Source organism: Pseudomonas sp. AC255, from assembly GCF_979258175.1.
The window spans coordinates 2,899,259-2,918,966 of the sequence record NZ_OZ409841.1; the positions used below are offsets into that span (position 1 = coordinate 2,899,259).

At 61.5% G+C, this 19,708-nt stretch carries 17 protein-coding genes; 14 read left to right on the top strand and 3 right to left on the bottom strand.

Annotated elements, in window-relative coordinates:
- The first annotated feature begins 2 nt into the window (after nucleotides 1-2).
- From ACZZ0K_RS13225 to ACZZ0K_RS13255, 7 genes are all read left to right on the top strand, one after another.
- Nucleotides 3-647, top strand: coding sequence for a cysteine hydrolase family protein (locus ACZZ0K_RS13225; protein WP_252869191.1), 645 nt, complete (start codon nucleotides 3-5; stop codon nucleotides 645-647).
- Nucleotides 644-1,975 carry a type I glutamate--ammonia ligase gene (locus ACZZ0K_RS13230; protein ID WP_041478625.1) on the top strand — a complete coding sequence of 444 codons (1,332 nt, stop codon included), beginning with the start codon at nucleotides 644-646 and terminating at the stop codon, nucleotides 1,973-1,975. Before ACZZ0K_RS13225 ends, ACZZ0K_RS13230 begins: the two co-directional genes overlap by 4 nt.
- Nucleotides 1,959-2,711, top strand: coding sequence for an N-formylglutamate amidohydrolase (locus tag ACZZ0K_RS13235; protein WP_056784608.1), 753 nt, complete (start codon nucleotides 1,959-1,961; stop codon nucleotides 2,709-2,711). Before ACZZ0K_RS13230 ends, ACZZ0K_RS13235 begins: the two co-directional genes overlap by 17 nt.
- A gap of 53 nt (nucleotides 2,712-2,764) precedes the next feature.
- The gene (locus tag ACZZ0K_RS13240) at nucleotides 2,765-4,114 is read left to right on the top strand and encodes an APC family permease (RefSeq protein ID WP_076567476.1); all 1,350 of its coding nucleotides are present in this window, start codon (nucleotides 2,765-2,767) and stop codon (nucleotides 4,112-4,114) included.
- 118 nt (nucleotides 4,115-4,232) lie between these two features.
- Nucleotides 4,233-5,249 (top strand): arginine N-succinyltransferase, encoded by a 1,017-nt coding sequence (locus ACZZ0K_RS13245; RefSeq protein ID WP_150635707.1) that lies wholly within the window; start codon nucleotides 4,233-4,235, stop codon nucleotides 5,247-5,249.
- A gap of 49 nt (nucleotides 5,250-5,298) precedes the next feature.
- Nucleotides 5,299-6,333 carry an arginine N-succinyltransferase gene (gene astA, locus ACZZ0K_RS13250; protein WP_041478621.1) on the top strand — a complete coding sequence of 345 codons (1,035 nt, stop codon included), beginning with the start codon at nucleotides 5,299-5,301 and terminating at the stop codon, nucleotides 6,331-6,333.
- Between the two features lie 154 nt (nucleotides 6,334-6,487).
- The gene (locus ACZZ0K_RS13255) at nucleotides 6,488-7,357 is read left to right on the top strand and encodes an isocitrate lyase/PEP mutase family protein (RefSeq protein ID WP_024012471.1); all 870 of its coding nucleotides are present in this window, start codon (nucleotides 6,488-6,490) and stop codon (nucleotides 7,355-7,357) included.
- Nucleotides 7,358-7,489: 132 nt separating this feature from the next.
- On the opposite strand, the gene ACZZ0K_RS13260 is transcribed toward ACZZ0K_RS13255, so the two are convergent.
- From ACZZ0K_RS13260 to ACZZ0K_RS13270, 3 genes are all read right to left on the bottom strand, one after another.
- Nucleotides 7,490-7,792, bottom strand: coding sequence for a hypothetical protein (locus ACZZ0K_RS13260; protein WP_056784599.1), 303 nt, complete (start codon nucleotides 7,790-7,792; stop codon nucleotides 7,490-7,492).
- Nucleotides 7,793-8,193: 401 nt separating this feature from the next.
- On the bottom strand, nucleotides 8,194-9,432 hold the full coding sequence (locus ACZZ0K_RS13265) for a M20/M25/M40 family metallo-hydrolase (RefSeq protein ID WP_258707928.1): 1,239 nt from the start codon (nucleotides 9,430-9,432) through the stop codon (nucleotides 8,194-8,196).
- A 208-nt stretch (nucleotides 9,433-9,640) separates the two neighbouring features.
- A complete protein-coding gene (locus tag ACZZ0K_RS13270; protein WP_095180274.1) occupies nucleotides 9,641-10,714 on the bottom strand; it encodes a diguanylate cyclase in 1,074 nt (357 codons plus the stop codon).
- A 188-nt stretch (nucleotides 10,715-10,902) separates the two neighbouring features.
- Here ACZZ0K_RS13270 and ACZZ0K_RS13275 point away from each other — a divergent pair, with 188 nt between their 5' ends.
- The 7 genes from ACZZ0K_RS13275 (at nucleotide 10,903) to ACZZ0K_RS13305 (ending at nucleotide 19,669) form a co-directional block, all read left to right on the top strand.
- Complete coding sequence (locus ACZZ0K_RS13275) at nucleotides 10,903-12,357, top strand: flavin-containing monooxygenase (RefSeq protein WP_258707927.1); 1,455 nt, start codon at nucleotides 10,903-10,905, stop codon at nucleotides 12,355-12,357.
- A gap of 21 nt (nucleotides 12,358-12,378) precedes the next feature.
- A complete protein-coding gene (locus ACZZ0K_RS13280; protein ID WP_463559139.1) occupies nucleotides 12,379-13,305 on the top strand; it encodes an alpha/beta fold hydrolase in 927 nt (308 codons plus the stop codon).
- A gap of 163 nt (nucleotides 13,306-13,468) precedes the next feature.
- Nucleotides 13,469-14,968 (top strand): glycolate oxidase subunit GlcD, encoded by a 1,500-nt coding sequence (gene glcD, locus ACZZ0K_RS13285; protein WP_122880115.1) that lies wholly within the window; start codon nucleotides 13,469-13,471, stop codon nucleotides 14,966-14,968.
- Nucleotides 14,968-16,017: a glycolate oxidase subunit GlcE gene (glcE, locus tag ACZZ0K_RS13290; protein ID WP_258707926.1), complete on the top strand. Its 1,050-nt coding sequence runs from the start codon at nucleotides 14,968-14,970 to the stop codon at nucleotides 16,015-16,017. The genes glcD and glcE overlap by 1 nt, the downstream gene beginning before the upstream one ends.
- Before the next feature lie 2 nt (nucleotides 16,018-16,019).
- A complete protein-coding gene (glcF, locus tag ACZZ0K_RS13295; RefSeq protein WP_252883549.1) occupies nucleotides 16,020-17,240 on the top strand; it encodes a glycolate oxidase subunit GlcF in 1,221 nt (406 codons plus the stop codon).
- An 86-nt stretch (nucleotides 17,241-17,326) separates the two neighbouring features.
- The gene (hglS, locus tag ACZZ0K_RS13300; protein WP_258707925.1) at nucleotides 17,327-18,706 is read left to right on the top strand and encodes a 2-oxoadipate dioxygenase/decarboxylase HglS; all 1,380 of its coding nucleotides are present in this window, start codon (nucleotides 17,327-17,329) and stop codon (nucleotides 18,704-18,706) included.
- Nucleotides 18,707-19,153: 447 nt separating this feature from the next.
- The gene (locus tag ACZZ0K_RS13305; RefSeq protein ID WP_007949952.1) at nucleotides 19,154-19,669 is read left to right on the top strand and encodes an Hcp family type VI secretion system effector; all 516 of its coding nucleotides are present in this window, start codon (nucleotides 19,154-19,156) and stop codon (nucleotides 19,667-19,669) included.
- The last annotated feature ends 39 nt before the right edge of the window (nucleotides 19,670-19,708 follow it).

The following is a 19,708-nucleotide window of genomic DNA, read 5'->3' on the forward strand; positions in this document are numbered from 1 at the left end:
GGATGTTCAGCCTTCCCCACCGCTCGCCACGGGACCTGCCGTTTGCGACCGACCACACCGCTTTGTTGCTGGTGGACATGCAGCGCGCCTGGCTCGAACCGCAATTCGACCCGCACCTGAGCGGCGCGGATGCCGAGTATTTTCTCCAGCGCACGCGCAGCCAGGTGGTGCCCAACCAACAGCGCCTGCTTGGCGCCTTTCGTCAGGCGCAGCAGAACGTGCTGCACACGATTATCGAAAGCCTGACCGCCGACGGTCGCGACCGCTCGCTGGATCACAAACTGTCTGACATGCACTTGCCCAAGGGCAGCGTGCAGGCTCAGGTCATCGCTGAACTGACCCCGACCGAAAACGAAATCGTGCTGCCGAAGACCTCCTCCGGGGTGTTCAACTCGACCAACATCGATTACGTGCTGCGCAATCTGCAAACCCGGCATCTGATCATCGCCGGCATCGTCACCGACCAATGTGTGGACATGGCCGTGCGCGACGCCGCCGACCGTGGTTATCTGGTGACGCTGGTAGAAGACGCCTGCGCCACTTACAGCGCCGAACGCCATCACGCCTGCCTCAACGCGATCAAGGGTTACTGCTGGATCACCGACACCGACACCGTGCTCGGTCGTCTGCGGGAGATGCAGCCATGAGCCCGCGCCTGACGCCTTTACCGATGACCACGCTGGTGACAACTGACCTGATCGGCATCACCCGGGGCCGCTCGTTTCCTAGCGATGAGCTGGAGCATTACCAGGCGGCGGGTTGCGGCTGGGTCCCCGCCAACAGCGCGTTGACGCCGCAGGACATCATCGCCTCGAGCAGTCCGTGGGGCGCGTACGGCGATCTGCGGCTGATTCCGGATCTGAGCAGCCGCGTCACTGTCGGCAGCGGCCCGGACGCCAATGCACCGGTGCTGGATTTCATCCACGCCGATATTCGCGAGACCGACGGCCAGGCCTGGGGCGCCTGCCCACGCACATTGCTGCGCGATGAAATCGAGCGCTATCACGATGAGTTGGGGTTGCAGGTCAACGCCGCCTTCGAACATGAATTCAACCTGCACGCAGGCATTGCCGAACACGCGGCGTTCTCTCTCGAAGCGCAGCGCCAGGGCGCCGAATTCGGCGGCTGGCTGCTCAGCGCCCTGCGCGCCGGCGGCGTCGAGCCGGAAATGTTTCTGCCGGAATACGGCAAGCACCAATACGAAATCACCTGCCGCCCGACTCTTGGCGTAGCGGCGGCGGATCGTGCGGTCAACGTGCGCGAAATCACCCGGGAAATCGCCCGGCAAATGGGCCTCGACCTGAGTTTTGCGCCGAAGACTGCCGCCGAAGCGGTGTGCAACGGTGTGCACCTGCACGTCAGCCTGCTCGACCTGGCCGGCCAGCCGATGTTGTACGACGCCGGCACCAGCAACGGCCTGTCGAGCATCGGTCAGCATTGGGCTGCCGGAGTCCTGCATTTTCTACCGGCGCTGTGCGCGTTCACCGCGCCGACGCCGCTGTCCTACCAGCGTTTGCAGCCGCACCACTGGAGCGCCTCCTATGCGTGTCTGGGGCAGCAGAACCGTGAAGCGGCGCTGCGCATCTGCCCGACCGTGACCCTGGGCGGCAAGTCCGCCGCGCAGCAGTTCAACCTGGAATTTCGCGCCATGGACGCCACCGCCTCGCCGCATCTGGCCATGGCCGCGCTGCTGATTGCCGGGCGGCTGGGGATCGAACAACGTCTGGCGCTGAACGCGATCACCGACGAAATTCCCGATTCACTCAACGACGAGCAACGCAAGGCCCGGGGCATCGTCGCCCTGCCCGCCTCGCTGGCCCAGGCGCTGGATTGCCTGCGCGACAGTGCAGCGTTCAATGAATGGCTGCCCAAGCCGTTGCTCGACACGTATTACGCCCTGAAAACCGAGGAACTGGCGCTGACGGAACAGCTCTCGCCCGCTGACCTGTGTGAGCACTATGCACGCCTGTACTGAATCCGCCGAGCTTGGGTTGTATACCCGCCCGGTCTACACCCTGAGCCGCGAGGACTCGACGAATCCGTTGATCCTCGTGTGCGAACACGCCAGTCGATACATCCCCGACGCCCTGAACAATCTGGGCCTGGACGAGGCGGCCGCACGCGAACATATCGCCTGGGACATCGGCGCGCTGCAACTGGCCGAACAGTTGTCGGAACAGCTTGGCGCTACCCTGCTCAGCGCCAACTATTCACGGCTGCTGATCGACCTCAACCGACCGCGCCATGCGCCGGACAGCATCCCGCTGCAGAGCGAGATCTACCCGATACCCGGCAACCGCGAACTCGACGAAGCGACCCGCGAGTACCGCCGGCAGACCCTGTTCAAACCGTTTCATGCGCGCTTGCAGATGTTGATCGACGAGCGCATTGCCAAAGGTCTGCCGGTGCGGGTGGTCGGCATTCACAGTTTCACCCCGGTGTATTACGGCCAGCCGCGACCGCTGGAAGTCGGCGTGTTGTTCGGCCAGGCCAAAGACTATGCCCTGCGTTTGCTCGACGGGCTGCAAGTGCATCCGCTGAAGGTGGCGGGCAACCAGCCGTACAGAATTGATCCCTTGGGCGACATGACCGTGCCGGTGCACGGTGATGCCCGGGGCCTTGAGGCGGTGCTGATCGAGGTGCGCAACGATCTGCTGCGCAGCCCCGAAGCAGTGTCGCGCTGGGCCGGCTACCTCGCACCTTTGCTGTAAATGACGGACCGATAAACATAAACCGACCGATGGCTGACAAGGAGTTGCGCTTCATGGAAATTGAAGAATTCGGCTACAAGCAAGAGTTGAAACGTAGCCTGACGCTGACCGATCTGGTGGTGTACGGGATGATCTTCATGATCCCCATCGCCCCGTTCGGTGTGTATGGCTACGTCAACGCCGAAGCACCGGGGATGGTGCCGCTGGCGTACATCATCGGCATGGTGGCGATGCTGTTCACCGCCCTGAGTTACGGCAGCATGGCCAAGGCCTTTCCGGTTGCCGGCTCCGTATATTCCTACGCGCAACGCGGCCTTAATCAACACGTCGGCTTCATCGCTGGCTGGCTGATGCTGCTCGATTACCTGCTGATTCCGCCGCTGCTGTACCTGTATTCGGCGATGGCGCTCAACCATTTGTACCCGGACATTCCCAAGGTCGGCTTCATCCTGGCGTTTCTGGTCAGCGCAACATTCGTCAACCTGCGCGGCATCACCTTCACCGCGCGGATGAACATGCTGTTCCTGCTGGCACAACTGGTGGTGCTGGGGATCTTCCTGTTCTACGCCTGGAACGCCCTGCACAACGGTGGCGGTAACGGTGAGCTGACGCTGGCGCCGCTGTATCACCCGGAAACCTTCAACTTCGCTCTGCTGATGCAAGCGGTGTCGATCGCCGTGCTGTCGTTCCTCGGCTTCGACGCGATCTCCACCCTCGCCGAAGAAATCAAGGAAGATCCGGGCCGCAGCGTCGGCAAGGCAGCGCTGATCACCCTGGCGGTGATGGGCACGATTTTCGTCGTACAGACGTGGATTGCCACCGATCTGGCGGCGGGCATGGGCTTCAAATCCGCCGACACCGCGTTTTATGAAATTGCCGAAATCGCCGCTGGCAGCTGGCTGGCGACCCTGACCGCCGTCGCCACGGCGCTGGCCTGGGGCGTTGCTGTAGCGATCACCTCGCAGGCCGCCGTCTCGCGTCTGCTGTTCGGCATGGCCCGCGACGGCAAGCTGCCGAAGGTGCTGGCCAAGGTCCACCCGAAACACAACACGCCGTACCTGAGCATTTATCTGGTGGCGGTGTTGTCGCTGCTGATCTGCTACCTGTTCATCGACGCGGTCGACATCCTCACCTCGCTGATCAACTTCGGCGCCCTCAGCGGTTTCATGCTGCTGCACCTGACGGTGATCAACCACTACTGGCGTCGGCAGAAGTCGGGACAGTTTGTGCGCCATCTGCTCTGCCCGGTGATCGGCTTCATCATCGTCGCCGCCATCATGTACAACATGGGCGTCGATGCGCAGAAACTCGGCCTGATCTGGATTGCCCTGGGCCTGGTGTACCTGTTCTTCCTCAACAAGCTCGGCGCCAGCACAGCGCTGCCCGATCCGAGCAAAGGCTGACAAGAAAAAGAGCGGCGTCTGACAACAAATCAGGCGACCGCCGATTCAACGCGTGGACACCGACAGTGATAGTCAGGTTCGGCGAATCGGCCGAATCTTTTGATACAGGAGTACATCCATGCTGGTCTTACGCCCAGTCGAGCAGAATGATCTGCCCCAGCTACAGCGCCTGGCCCGCGAGAGCCTGATCGGCGTGACTTCGCTGCCGGATGACAGCGAACACCTGCGCGAAAAAATCGCCGCGTCGTGCGCGTCTTTCGACAGCGCCGCCACAGCCCAGGGGCCGGAAAACTATTTCTTTGTGCTGGAAGATCTCGAACGCCAGCAATTGGTCGGCTGCTCGGAAATCCTTGCCACCGCCGGCTTCAAGGAGCCGTTCTACAGCTTGCGCAATCGCCACTTCACCAGTGCTTCGCGGGAATTGAACATCGAGCATGGCGTGCCGGCGCTGTCGCTGTGCCATGACCTCAGCGGGCATACCTTGCTGCGCGGTTTCCACATCGATGCAGCATTGGTGCGTACGCCGTTTTCCGAATTATTGTCGCGAGCGCGCCTGCTGTTCATTGCTGCGCATGCACAGCGGTTCTCCGAAGCGGTGATCACCGAGATCGTCGGCTACAGCGACGAGCAGGGTCACTCGCCGTTCTGGGATGCGCTGGGCAAGCACTTTTTCGACCTGCCGTACGCGGAAGCCGAGCGCCTGTGCGGGTTGCAGAGCCGCACGTTCCTCGCCGAACTGATGCCGCAATACCCGATCTACGTACCGATGCTGCCGCAAGCGGCGCAGGATTGCATCGGCCGCGTGCACCCGGACGGCCAGGAAGCGTTCGACATCCTCGCGCGGGAAGGCTTCGAAACCAACAGCTACATCGACCTGTTCGACGCCGGCCCGACCCTGTATGCGCGTACCGCAAACATTCGCTCGATCGCTGGCAGCCAGACCGCCATTGTCCGCCAACAAGTATCGACCGACGCCCGTGGCCGTTACCTGCTCAGCAACGACGCCCTGCATGACTACCGCGCGATTGTCACCGAACTCGACTATCACCCTGATCAACCGCTGCCCCTGACACCCGCCATCTGCGCGGCACTGAAAGTCAGCGAAGGCAGCTCGATACGGCTGGTCGCTCTGTGAGCCGCGTTAGCCATCCGCGCCTGAATCGGTACGCCAAAGGAGTTGGAGCATGATTGTCCGTCCGGTAAAAGTCAGCGACCTGCCTGCCTTGATGACCCTCGTCGAACAGGCAGGGCCAGGTTTCACCACCCTTCCGGCCAACGAAGACCGCCTCGCACATCGAGTGCGTTGGGCACAGCGCGCATTCGCCGAACAGGTGGAGCGCGCCGATGCCGATTACCTGTTTGTCCTCGAGGATGATGAGCAGCGCGTGGTCGGTGTCAGCGCGATGGCCGGCGCCGTTGGCCTGCGCGAGCCCTGGTACAACTACCGGCTCGGGGTGACCGTCAGTTCGGCACCGGACCTGGGCATTCAGCGGCAGATCCCAACGTTGTTCCTCAACAACGAACTGACCGGGCAATCGGAGCTGTGCTCGCTGTTCCTGCGCCATGACCAGCGCAACGGCAGCAATGGCCGCCTGTTGTCGCTGGGTCGTCTGCTGTTCGTCGCCGAATTTCCGCATCTGTTTGGCGAGAAGATGATCGCCGAACTGCGAGGCAGTGCCGATGAAAACGGTTGCTCGCCATTTTGGGACAGCCTCGGCCGGCACTTCTTCCAGATGGATTTCACCCACGCCGATCACTTGTCCGGCCTGGGCAACAAAGCCTTTATCGCCGAACTGATGCCGCGCCAGCCGCTGTACACCTGCCTGCTCACCGAACAGGCGCAGGCCGCGATCGGCCAGACTCACCCGAACACCCAGCCCGCGTTGAAGATTCTTCAGGCCGAGGGTTTCACGCACAAAGGCTATATCGACATTTTCGACGGTGGCCCGGTCATCGAAGCGCCGATCCGCAGCATCCGCACGGTGCGCGACAGTCTCGAACTGACCTTGAGCCTCGGCACCCCGGACGAGCAGGCGCCGCTATGGCTGATTCACAACCGCCGATTGGAAAACTGCCGTATCACCGTGGCGCCCGGGCGACTGGTGGGCAATAGCCTGGTTGTCGATCGTCTCACTGCCAAACGCCTGCAACTGCAGCCGGGCAATTCAGTGCGCGCAGTGCTCCTGCCCCATCAACAGCAACATGCCGTGGCGGCCTGATATTTCCGGCACGGGAGATTAAACCTTTCAGCCGCCAGTCCTGCCGCGCAAATTCGTCATGATTCTTGACCCATTCGCGTGATAGCCTTTTCACTCTTCGGCGTTGACACCTTTGCTCAAGCCTTTCCATTCCTTATGTATTGGTGGAACTCGTATGACCAGGCTTTCCCATCAAGATTTGCGCCGTAACTTCCGTCAGCTGCTGGCCTCCGACACCTGCTACCACACGGCTTCGGTATTCGACCCGATGTCCGCCCGCATCGCCGCTGACCTTGGTTTTGAAGTGGGTATTCTCGGCGGTTCCGTGGCCTCCCTGCAGGTGCTTGGCGCGCCGGACTTCGCCCTGATCACCCTCAGCGAATTCGCCGAACAGGCCACGCGCATTGGCCGCGTCGCCCAATTGCCGGTGATCGCCGACGCCGACCACGGCTACGGCAACGCTCTTAACGTGATGCGCACCATCGTCGAACTGGAACGCGCTGGCGTCGCTGCACTGACCATCGAAGACACCCTGCTGCCCGCGCAATTCGGGCGCAAATCCACCGACCTGATCACCGTGGCCGAAGGCGTCGGCAAGATCCGCGCGGCGCTGGAAGCCCGGGTCGACACCGAGATGGCCATCATCGCCCGCACCAACGCTGGCATTCTGCCGAATCAGGAAATCATCAGCCGCACCCGCCAATATCAGGCGGCGGGCGCTGACGGTATCTGCATGGTCGGCGTGCAGGACTTCGATCAGCTGGAACAGATCGCCGAACATCTGACCGTGCCGCTGATGCTGGTCACCTACGGCAACCCGGCCCTGCGCGACGACAAACGCCTGGCCGAACTGGGCGTGCGCGTGACCATCGACGGCCATGGCGCCTACTTCGCCGCGATCAAAGCAACCTACGACAGCCTGCGCGAACAGCGACAGATCTTCACCCAGGCCGCCGATCTGAGCGCGACCGAGTTGACCCACACCTATACCCAACCCGAGGAATACATTCTCTGGGCCAAGGAGTACATGAGCGTCAAGGAGTGACGGTGTGCCCGGGCTGACGCCATCGCTGGCAAGCCAGCTCCCACAGGGTTTTGTGTTGCACCAATAATCCATGTTTGGTCGCATAACCTGTGGGAGCCTGGCTTGCCAGCGATGAGGCCAGCCGCGGCACCGCTAAACCGGCGTCTTATACCCCTCCTCCCGCTGCGCCGCCCGCGCCTGAATCACATTCAAAATCGCACAGCCCTCGCGCATCAGCAGATGAACCGCGCTGGTCACCCGCGTCAGATCACAATCGGAGATGCCCTTGAGGTTGAGGCTGGCGAAAGTGTCAGCCAGATCACGCACGACCAAAAACCGGTGCATCGCACAGGCGGCCATGTCGCTGAGTTCAGTGTGGGTATTGATGAAGAGCACCGGCGATTCGGCGTCGTAGGTGTCGATGGGGAGGTAGCGCGGCATTACTTGGTCGGTCATAGAGTTCACTCCAGAAAGGTCAGGTTCTGTATTCGACCGGCCAAGATCGTCGCAGAGTTATCTGCGAACCGAGACTATAAGAGCCGCGCCCAACGGCCGCAACCAGAGCTTCTGTCGGACTTTTCGGTATTTTTTGTGCGCCGTCCTCGACTGCCACTTTTCCCACAAAAGCCCCTCACCCTAGCCCTCTCCCAGAGGGAGAGGGGACTGATTGGGGGATGCTCTGGATCTACGCCGACGTGAGAGATCGCGTTGAATGCGAATTTGAATTCAACTTGATCTGGCGGTTGCCACATGGACCACAAACAACGCGGTCAGTCCCCTCTCCCTCCGGGAGAGGGTTAGGGTGAGGGGCCGATTTCTCTGGCACCCCGCCCGGCCTCGTCACACCGCAAACCCCATCACCGCGGCTTGGCCAACTCCATGATCATCCGTGACAACAAATAAATCCGCGGCGCCACGCTCGCCACCTCGGCATATTCCTCAGGCGTGTGAATATTGCCGCCGACAATGCCGAAGCCATCCAGCGTCGGCGTCCCTACGCCTGCGGACAGACTGGCATCCGCCGCGCCACCACTGCCCTCCTCGGTCAGCTTGCGGCCAATCTCGCCGTAAATTCCCTGGGCCATGGCCATCAGGCGATCCGACTCGGCCGTTTGTGGCATCGGCGGCAAACCGCGCTGCAGAGAGGTTTTCACCTCGGTCTCGGCAATCAACTTGTCCTGCGAGACCCGCGCCAGATCCTTCTCGATACGATCGAACTCCTCCGGCACCACCGCGCGCACGTCAGCCTTGGCCGTGGCCTGGTCCGGGATTACGTTGGTGCGATCACCGGCCTTGAGCACGGTAAAGTTGATGGTGGTCTTCTTCGCTTCATCGCCGAGCTTGCCCAGTTGCAGAATCTGGTGCGCTGCTTCCATCGCCGCGTTCCGTCCCAATTCTGGCGCGACCCCGGCGTGGGCGGCTTTGCCTTTGACTTCGACCAGCGCCGTCGCACTGCCCTTGCGCCACACCACCAGGCCATCGGCCGGGCGCCCCGGTTCGAGGTTGAGGGTGACGTCGTGCTGTTTGGCGGTTTTCTTGATCAGGTCGGTGGCGACGTCCGAGCCGGTTTCTTCGCTGGCATCCAGCAGGAAGGTGATCTGCGCGTAATCCTTGAAGTCGAGGTTCTTCAGCACTTTCAATGCGTAGATGCCGGCGACGATGCCGCCCTTGTCGTCCATTACACCCGGCCCGTAGGCGCGGCCGTCCTTGATGTGGAAAGGCCGCTCGGCGGCGGAGCCTTCCTTGAACACAGTGTCCATGTGCGCCATCAGGAGAATCTTCGCTTTCCCGGTGCCTTTGAGCGTGGCCAGCACGTGGTTGGATTTTTCCGGGGTGTTGGGCACCAGTTCGATGGTGGCGCCGAGTTTTTTCAGTTCATCGATGGCAATGTCGCTGACCTGTTTCAGGCCCGGCTCATAACCTGAGCCGGAGTCGATATTGACCAGTCGCTCCAACATTTTCAGGGCTTCGGGCTGATACTGCTCGGCATCGGCGAGCACTTGTTTGTGCGGTTCGGCGCAAGCGCTTACGGCCGAGAACGCCAGGGACAGACCGAGACTGGCGGCCAGCAGAGAGCGGGGAAATGAGAACGTCATGAAGCAGTCCTTGTTTCGTGTCGGGGGACTTCAACCGTAACCGACATCGGCGCAAGGCTCTATAGCGAATGCGACACTGATCTAACCGACAACACATACCCCGGTGGGAGCGAGCCTGCTCGCGAAGGCGTCGTGGCAAACGATATTGATACCGCCTGACCCAGCGCTTTCGCGAGCAGGCTCGCTCCCACAGGTATCAGCTCGCCCGTCAGACCGAATCCAGCAGCGCCTGCCTCGGCTTGTTGTCGCTGTTGCAGATCACCCGATTGCGCCCACTGGCCTTGGCTTCGTACAACGCCTGATCGGCCTCATCCAGCCAACGCGTGGCGTCGGCATGACTCGGGTCGTACGCGGCCAGGCCAATGCTCAGACTGACCTTCAACGCCGGGTTCTGCTCGTAGCCCATCACCGCAAAACGCTCGCGCAAGGCTTCCATCGCCTGAGCCGCGTTGAACAGTGGCAGCTCCGGCAAAATCACGCAGAACTCGTCCCCGCCATAGCGCCCCGCCACATCCGTGGCGCGCAGATTCTGTTTGAGCAGTTTGCTCAACTGGCGCAGGACGATATCGCCAGCGACATGCCCATAGGTGTCATTGATCGCTTTGAAGTGGTCGATGTCGATCAGCGCAATCGCCGCGCCCTGCTGCTGGCGTTTGCAGCGCTGGAACGCGAGGTTCAGCTGATCCTTCCACGCGCCATGATTGAGCAGGCCGGTCAGGCTATCGGTGCGACTCAACGCCAATAGCTCGCGCTTGTGCCGACCGAGGGTCGAGGCCTGGCGAAAGCAGATCCAGCCCAGCGCCAGCGGATACAGCAACAGCAACGGCAAACAGGCGTACAGCTGCAGCGGCGTTGTTGGCGGGATGAACGCCGGCGCAAACACCACCAGCCCTACGCCCATACCGAGCAACTGCACCGCCGTGCCCGCCAGCAAAAACCGCCCGCCACCGATGGCGACGTTGTTCATCGCCATCATCGAAATCGTGGTAGCGCTGGGCAAGGGATTGAACTGCATGGCGGCGACCCAGAAGCCGCCCATGAATGCATCGATCAGCAAATTGCGGTGTTCGGCGCGAAACGGCACGCTCGAGCTTCGCGCCCATAGAAAGGCCAGATGCGGCCAGACCAGGCCGTTGAACAGCATCAGGCCCCACACCCACAGCGGCGGATCGAGCGCGTGCATCGCCACGCTGACACACATCAGCCCGAGCAGCAGCCCGAACACCCGCGACCTGTACAGCCTCCTGGCCAGTGAAAGTCCCTTTCCTCGCGTATTTCCCATAAGGGCCTCGACCGCGCGATGCATGGTTACATCCCGACAAGGATGTGTCCGGAGTCTATCAGGGCGCCGCTAAATAGCCATCACCGGCCAGCGGCCTGAATAGAGCGCTATCAGCGCCGCACGCGCGGCCCAGAGTTGGCTATAAATGAAAGAGGGGAAATGGAAAAACAACTATAAAAAGGGGGCACATGCATACCTACGCTGTGTTGATCATCGGCAGCGGTTTCGGCGGCCAGTGCGCGGCGGTCAACCTGCTCAAGGCCGGAATCGACGACTTTCGCATTCTTGAACGACGCGATTTTTTCGGCGGCACCTGGTGCCAGAACACCTACCCCGGCGCAGCGGTGGACGTGCCGTCGCCGCTGTATTCGCTGTCATTCGCGCCCTACCGCTGGTCGCAGATGTTCGCCGAACAGGCGGAACTGCGTCGCTACACCGAACAGCTGATCGAGCAGTTCGGTTTGCGCGACCGCGTGGAGCTGGGGGCCGATGTCGAGCGGGTCGAATGGGACGAAGCGGAAAAGCGTTGGTTGGTGCACACCCGCGCCAGAGGTACTTTCCGAACCCAATTCCTGATCAACGCTTCCGGGCCGTTGAGTCAGCCGGTCATCCCCAACTTTCCTGGGATGGATCGCTTTCAAGGCAAGACTTTTCACACAAATAATTGGGATCACAGCTACGACTATCGCGGTAAACGCGTGGCGATCGTCGGCAGTGGTGCCAGCGCCGCGCAGGTGATCCCGGCGATTGCGCCACAAGTCGAACACCTGCATGTATTCCAGCGCACGCCGCATTGGGTGCTGCCGCGTGCCGATCGCAAATTCGGCCGTTTCCAACGCTGGCTGCTCGGTCTGAAGCCGGCGTACAAGCTGCTGCGCTGGCTGATCTACTGGCAATTCGAAACCCGGGTGATCGCCTTCAAATACTCGAGACCGGCGATTCATCTGGTCCAACAACATGCGCTGCGTTTTCTCAAGCGCCAGGTTCCGGACCCGCTGCTGCGGCAAAAACTCACTCCGGACTTCACCATCGGCTGCAAACGCGTTTTGGTGTCCAGCACGTACTACCCGGCGCTGAGCCGCGCCAACGTCACGTTGCACAGTCGCGAGCACGGCATCGCTTCGATCGACGAAAGCGGGATCAACACCGTGGACGGTGAGCATCTCGATGTTGATCTGATCGTCTGGTCCACCGGTTACGACGCCACCGACGGGGTGATTTCCTACCCGGTCAGCGGCAAAAACGCGGTGCAACTCAGAGATGTCTGGGCCGAATACCCGCGCGCCTACCTCGGCACCAGCCTGCCGGATTTCCCCAACCTGTTTATCGTCACCGGGCCGAACACCGGCATTGGCCACACCTCGGCGCTGTTCATCATCGAATCGCAGATGAACTACATCCTCGACTGCATCCGCACCGTACGGGCCAAAGGCCTGAGCAGCATCGAAGTGCGCCGTGACGCAGAACGTACCTACACTGCAATGATCCACCGGGAAATGCAGCGCACGGTGTGGAAGTCCGGTGGTTGCCACAGTTGGTACCAGAGCAAGAGCGGTCATGTGATCGCGATGTTTCCCGGCTTCAGTTTCAGCTATCACCTGCTGACCCGGGCGCTGAAACCGGCCGACCATATTTTGTCCTGAACACGTATAAGGAAGACGTCGATGCTTTTGCTGTTTGTCGCACTCGCGGTTTTCGTGGCCTGGAGCTGGTTGAGTTACCCAGCGGTCGGCCATTGGTTGTACAACCTAACCATGGCCAGCGAGGCCAAGTTGTACAAATTGCACAAGATCGAAGTGCCGATCGCCGAGATGACCGTGTCGACCTGGCAAGGCGGGCCGTACGAGGCGTCCAGCGCGATCCTGATGCTGCACGGCTTCAGCGCCGACAAAAACCTCTGGCTGCGCTGCGCCCGGCATTTCGTCCGTCAGTATCGGGTGATCATTCCGGATCTGGCCGGCCACGGTGAGACTGGCTTCAAGGCTGGCGGCGGTTACGACATTGCGGTTCAGGCCAAACGCATGATTCAACTGCTCGACGTCTGCGGCGTGGAGAAAGTCCATGTCATCGGCAACTCCATGGGCGGCTATATCGCCGCGTGGCTGGCGGCAACCTATCCCGAGCGCATCGCCTCGCTGGCGTTGATCGACCCGGCCGGCGTCACTGCACCGGAGCCGAGCGACATGGAGCGCCATCTGGCGCGCGGGCACAATCCGTTCCTGATCAACTCCCGCGAAGAATTTCAGCGCTTCTACGCGATGACCATGGAGTCGCCGCCGTGGGTGCCGAAGCTGGTGCTGGACGCCGTCGCCCAGCGCTACGAGCAACAACGTGACGAGCTCGAAGAAATCTTCCGCGACTTCCGCGCCAGCCCGCCGATGGAGCCGAAACTGGCCGAGATCAAATGCCCGGCGCTGTTGCTCTGGGGGCGCAAGGATCGCCTGATCGACGTCAGCAGCGTGCCGGTTTGGAGCAAAGGCATCGCCAATCTCGAAGTGGATGTGTGGGATCACGTCGGGCACATGCCGATGGTCGAACAGCCGGGAAATACCGCGCGGCTGTACGGGGAGTTTCTGGAACGACAGCGATGAAGATGGATACTCGCAATGCCCCAGGTTGCGCAACTGATCGTTCCCATGCTCTGCGTGGGAATGCCTCAGGGGACGCTCTGCGTCCAGTGACGCAGAGCGTCACGGGCTACATTCCCACGCAGAGCGTGGGAACGATCAGCGGAGACAGAAGGTTGGCGTTCCCATGAACATCCTTTACGACGAACGCCTCGACGGTCCGTTGCCCGAGGTGAACAAGGGCGAATTGCTCAAGGCTCTGCAACAAGCCCTGCCGGACCTGGACATCCTCTGGCGCGAAGATGAACTCAAACCCTACGAATGCGACGGTCTCTCCGCCTACCGCACCACGCCGATGCTGGTCGCCCTGCCCCGGCGCCTGGAGCAAGTGCAAACCCTGCTGAAACTCTGCCATCAGAACAACGTGCCCGTGGTCGCGCGGGGTGCCGGCACTGGGTTGTCCGGCGGCGCCCTGCCACTGGAAAAGGGCCTGCTGCTGGTGATGGCGCGGTTCAACAACATCCTGCACATCGACCCCGCTGCACGTATCGCGCGGGTTCAGCCGGGGGTGCGCAATCTTGCTATCTCCCAGGCGGCGGCCCCATTTGGCTTGTATTACGCACCGGATCCGTCGTCGCAGATCGCCTGTTCGATCGGCGGCAACGTCGCGGAAAACGCTGGTGGCGTGCATTGTCTCAAGTACGGCCTGACCGTGCACAACGTGTTGAAAATCGAAGTACTGACCATCGAGGGCGAACGTCTGACGCTGGGCTCCGAGGCGCTCGATTCAGCCGGTTTTGACCTGCTCGCCTTGTTCACCGGCTCCGAAGGCCTGCTGGGGATCATCACCGAAGTCACGGTGAAACTGCTGCCCAAACCGCAAGTCGCCAAGGTCCTGCTCGGCAGTTTCGATTCAGTCGAGAAGGCCGGCCGAGCGGTTGCCGAAATCATCGCTGCCGGGATCATTCCCGGAGGCCTGGAAATGATGGACAACCTGGCCATTCGCGCCGCCGAAGATTTTATCCACGCCGGTTACCCGGTCGACGCCGAGGCGATTCTGCTGTGCGAACTCGACGGTGTCGAAGCCGACGTGCACGACGATTGCCAGCGCGTACGGGAAGTCATGACAGCGGCCGGCGCCACCGAGGTGCGCCAGGCCCAGGACGAAGCCGAGCGCGTGCGTTTCTGGGCCGGGCGCAAAAATGCGTTTCCGGCGATCGGCCGGTTGTCGCCGGATTATTACTGCATGGACGGCACCATCCCGCGCCGCGAATTGCCCGCTGTGCTGCAAGGTATCGCCAGCCTCGGCGAGGAATATGGCTTGCGCGTGGCCAACGTGTTCCACGCCGGCGACGGCAATATGCACCCGCTGATTCTGTTCGACGCCAACCAGCCCGGGGAGCTGCATCGCGCCGAGGCATTGGGCGGCAAGATCCTCGAACTGTGCGTGAAGGTAGGCGGCAGCATCACTGGCGAGCACGGCGTCGGCCGCGAAAAAATCAATCAGATGTGCGCGCAGTTCAACAGCGACGAGTTACTGCTGTTTCATGCAGTGAAAGCCGCGTTCGATCCGCAGGGCCTGCTCAATCCCGGCAAGAACATTCCGACCCTGCACCGCTGCGCCGAGTTCGGCGCGATGCACATTCACGCCGGGCAACTGCCCTTCCCCGAGCTGGAGCGATTCTGATGGCTGATTTCGATGCCGCCAACGCCCTGCTCGATCAGGTCAACGCCGCGCGGGCCAATGCCACGCCGCTGAAGATTCAGGGCGGCAACAGCAAGGCGTTTCTCGGTCGCGAGGTGGCCGGCGAAGTGCTCGACACCCGTGCTCATCGCGGCATCGTTCAATACGATCCGACCGAACTGGTGGTCACCGCACGTGCCGGCACGCCGTTGTCCGAGCTGCTTGCGGCGCTGGATGAGGCCGGGCAAATGTTGCCCTGCGAACCGCCGTCCTTCGCCGACAGCGCCACGGTCGGCGGCATGGTCGCCACGGGACTGTCCGGACCTCGCCGGCCGTGGTCCGGCTCGGTACGCGACTTCGTTCTCGGCACGCGGGTGATCACCGGCCTCGGTCAGCATCTGCGCTTCGGTGGCGAAGTGATGAAAAACGTCGCCGGTTATGACCTGTCGCGACTGATGGCCGGCAGTTTCGGTTGCCTCGGCGTACTCACCGAAGTGTCGCTGAAAGTCCTGCCGAAACCGCGCCAGTGCCTGAGCATTCGCCTCGATATCGACTGCGCTCGGGCCTTGAGCAAACTTGCCGAATGGGGCCAGCAACCGCTGCCGATCAGCGCGGCATGTCACGATGGCCGGAGCCTGTACCTGCGTCTGGAAGGCGGCGAAGGTTCGGTAACGGCGGCGCATCAACGGCTCGGTGGTGAGCCGTTGGACTCGGTTTTCTGGCGCGACCTCAACGAACAGCGCCTGAGTTTTTTCGACGAAGGTTTGCCGCTGTGGCGCCTGTCATTGCCGAACAATCTCGGCCCTCTCGAGTTGCCCGGCGAGCAACTGATCGACTGGGCCGGCGCGCAACGCTGGGTGAAATCCGAAAGCTCTGAGATTCACGCACTCGCCCATTCCTTGGGCGGCCATGCAACGTGCTTTACCCACGGTGCCACCGACTCGCCGTTTCAACCCTTGGCGCCAACCCTGTTGCGCTACCACCGGCAACTCAAGGCACAACTCGACCCGCAAGGGCTGTTCAACCCCGGGCGAATGTACGCGGAGGTCTAGCCATGCAAACCACCCTCAGCGAGCAATCGCGAAAATTGCCCCGGGCTGGCGAAGCGGAAAAGATCCTGCGCACCTGCGTGCATTGCGGCTTCTGCAACGCGACGTGCCCGACCTATCAATTGCTCGGCGATGAACTCGATGGCCCGCGCGGGCGCATTTACCTGATCAAGCAAGTGCTGGAAGGCGCACCGGCCACCGAGCAGACGCAACTGCATCTGGATCGTTGCCTGTCGTGCCGCAACTGCGAAACCACCTGCCCGTCCGGCGTCGATTATCACAACCTGCTCGACATTGGCCGCGCAGTAGTCGACAGCGCGGTGCCGCGCCCGGCCGCTCAGCGCTTGCTGCGCGAAGGCTTGCGTGCGTTGGCGCCCAATCCCGGTTTGTTCAAGGGCTTGCTGCGCATGGGCGCGACCTTTCGACCGCTGCTGCCGCGCCTGCTGGAAAGCAAACTGCCGCAACACTTGGGTGTTATGGGGTCGCGCCCCGCTCCTCGGCATGCGCGCCGGGTGTTGTTGCTCGAAGGCTGCGTGCAACCGGGTCTGTCGCCGAACACCAATGACGCGACCGCGCGGGTGCTCGATCGCCTGGGCATCAGCGTCACTCCGGTGAGCGAGGCGGGTTGCTGCGGCGCGCTCGACTATCACCTCGACGCCCAGGCCAAAGGTCTTGACCGCGCTCGACAGAACATCGACGCCTGGTGGCCGCACTTGCAGAATGGCGCCGAAGCCATCGTGCAAACGGCCAGTGGTTGTGGCGCGTTCATCAAGGATTATGGGCATTTGCTTGCGGACGACCCGATCTACGCCTCGAAAGCACGCCGGATCAGCGAAATGACTCGGGATCTGGTGCAAATCATCGCCGAGGAACCGCTGGAGCAAGTGTGCGCCGCCAGCGAACGACGCATCGCCGTGCATTGCCCGTGCACGTTGCAGCACGCACTGAAACTCGGCGGCGCCGTGGAAGCCGTGCTGACCCGACTCGGCTTCAACCTCACACCAGTGCCGGACGGCCATTTGTGCTGCGGCTCGGCGGGCACTTACTCGCTGACCCAACCGGTGCTGGCGCGGCAACTGCGTGACCAGCGACTCAACGCTCTGGAAAGCGGCCGGCCCGAGTTGATCGTCACTTCCAATGTGGGCTGTCAGAGCCATCTGGCGAGCGCCGGGCGCACGCCGGTCAGACACTGGGTCGAGCTGGTGGATCAGTCGTTGGCAGAATGAAGTTCGTAGGATTCTTCGTTTGCCCGCGTGGGCGAAGGCTGCGATCTTTTTCGGCATCCATTTCGTCACCGTGGCAGGAATTTTTCATGACCGTGCAGCCGTTCGTCAGCCCCGACCTGATCCGCCAACGCTTCTCCCGAGCGATGTCCGACATGTACCGCGAAGAGGTGCCGCTGTACGGCGCGCTGATGGAACTGGTAGAAAAAACCAATCGCGAAGTGCTGGCACGTCAGCCTGACATCGCCGGACAGCTCAAGCGCACCGGCGAAATCGAACGCCTGGACATGGAACGCCACGGCGCCATTCGCGTCGGCACCGCATGCGAGCTGGCCACCCTCGCCCGCCTGTTCGCGGTGATGGGCATGCAGCCAGTGGGTTATTACGACCTGACTCCGGCGGGTGTGCCGGTGCATTCAACGGCGTTTCGCGCGGTGCATGAAGAAGCGCTGCAGGTCAGCCCGTTTCGCGTGTTCACCTCGTTGCTGCGCCTGGAGCTGATTGAAGACGCCGAATTGCGTTCGTTTGCCGAGTCGGTACTGGCCCGTCGTTCGATTTTTACTGAAGAGGCGTTGCGCCTGATTGAACAGGCGGAAACGGCAGGCGGACTGAATGACGACGAAGCCGCAGAATTCGTCCGACAGGCCCTGGAGACTTTTCGCTGGCACCACAGCGCCACCGTCAGCGCCGCGCAATACCAAAAACTCAGCGCTCAGCACCGCTTGATCGCCGATGTCGTTGCGTTCAAAGGCCCGCATATCAATCACCTGACCCCGCGCACGCTGGACATCGACACCGTTCAGGAGCAGATGCCTGCCCATGGCATCACACCCAAAGCGGTGATCGAAGGTCCACCACGCCGCAACTGCCCGATCCTGCTGCGCCAGACCAGTTTCAAGGCGCTGGACGAGCCGATCGCCTTCACCGATCAGCCCGAAACCCGTGGTAGCCACAGCGCGCGCTTCGGCGAAATCGAACAACGCGGCGCCGCCCTCACGCCCAAGGGTCGCGCGCTGTATGACCGCTTGTTGAATGCCGCTCGCGATGAACTGGGCGACTTCCCCAATGAAGCCAATGCCGCACGCTACAACGCGCTGATGACTCAGCACTTTGCCGAATTTCCTGACAGCATCGAGGGCATGCGCGAACAGGGGCTGGCGTACTTTCGTTATTTCGCTACGGAAAAGGGCATCGCGGCGCACGGACTTGGCGAATCGTCCCTGGAGGACTTGCTGCGCGATGACTACGTGAAAGCGGAGCCGCTGGTGTACGAAGATTTCCTGCCGGTGAGCGCAGCGGGGATTTTTCAGTCGAACCTGGGGGATGCCGCACAGGCGCATTACGCCGAACACTCCAATCGACATGCTTTCGAACAGGCGCTGGGGCGTTCGACCATTGATGAGTTGGGGTTGTATGCCGAGACGCAACGGCGGTCGATTGAGGAGTGTTTGACCCGACTCGCGCGTTAAAACATCAAAAGATCGCAGCCTACGGCAGCTCCTACAGGGGAAATGCATTCCAAATGTAGGAGCTGCCGCAGGCTGCGATCTTTTGATCTGAAGCTATGAGGCAATCTTTGCCTCCATAGCAATCTTTGCCTCCATAAAGGCATCTGGCCATTGTGCGCAAGAAGTTGCGCAGTGGCCCGTAATATTTCAGGGCCTAAATCCTCTGCAGCTCAGGCGGCGCAAGCCCTGCAGCCAAGTGCGCAAGAAGTTGCGCAGTACTGCGCAACTTCTTGCGCACTTTCTCCCGACTTTCCCGCTGAAAATCGCCCCGAATGATCACCGACTACCGTGGCGCCCCCGCCATCCGGGCACCGCGCAAAACCTGGCACGCTCCTTGATAACTCTCAGCCACCCACCGGGCGATTTCGCCTCCGGGCACCCTAACTTTATCCGCAAGGAGAGCACCCCATGGCAACACCAGCGTACATGTCGGTTACCGGCGAAAAACAAGGCCTGATCACTGCCGGCGCTTTCACCGCCGACTCCGTTGGCAACACCTACCAGGAAGGCCACGAAGACCAGGTTATGGTTCAGGCTTTCACCCACGACGTGATCATCCCGCGTGACCCGCAATCCGGTCAGCCAACCGGTCAGCGCGTACACAAGCCAGTTGTGATCACCAAGGTCTACGACAAGGCTTCGCCACTGCTGCAAGCAGCTCTGACTTCCGGCGAGCGCATGAGCGAAATCGTTATCCAGTGGTACCGCACTTCGGCTCAAGGCACCCAAGAGCACTACTACACCACCAAACTGGAAGACGCGATCATCGTCGCCATCAACAACAAAATGCACAACTGCCAGGATCCAGGCAACGCGCACTTCACCCACCTGGAAGAAGTGCAGTTCACCTACCGCAAAATCACCTGGACCCACGAAGTATCCGGTACTTCGGGTTCCGATGACTGGCGTGCTCCAGTCGTTTAATTACGGCTGACCGTTACACGCATCGGCCAGCTCTGCTGG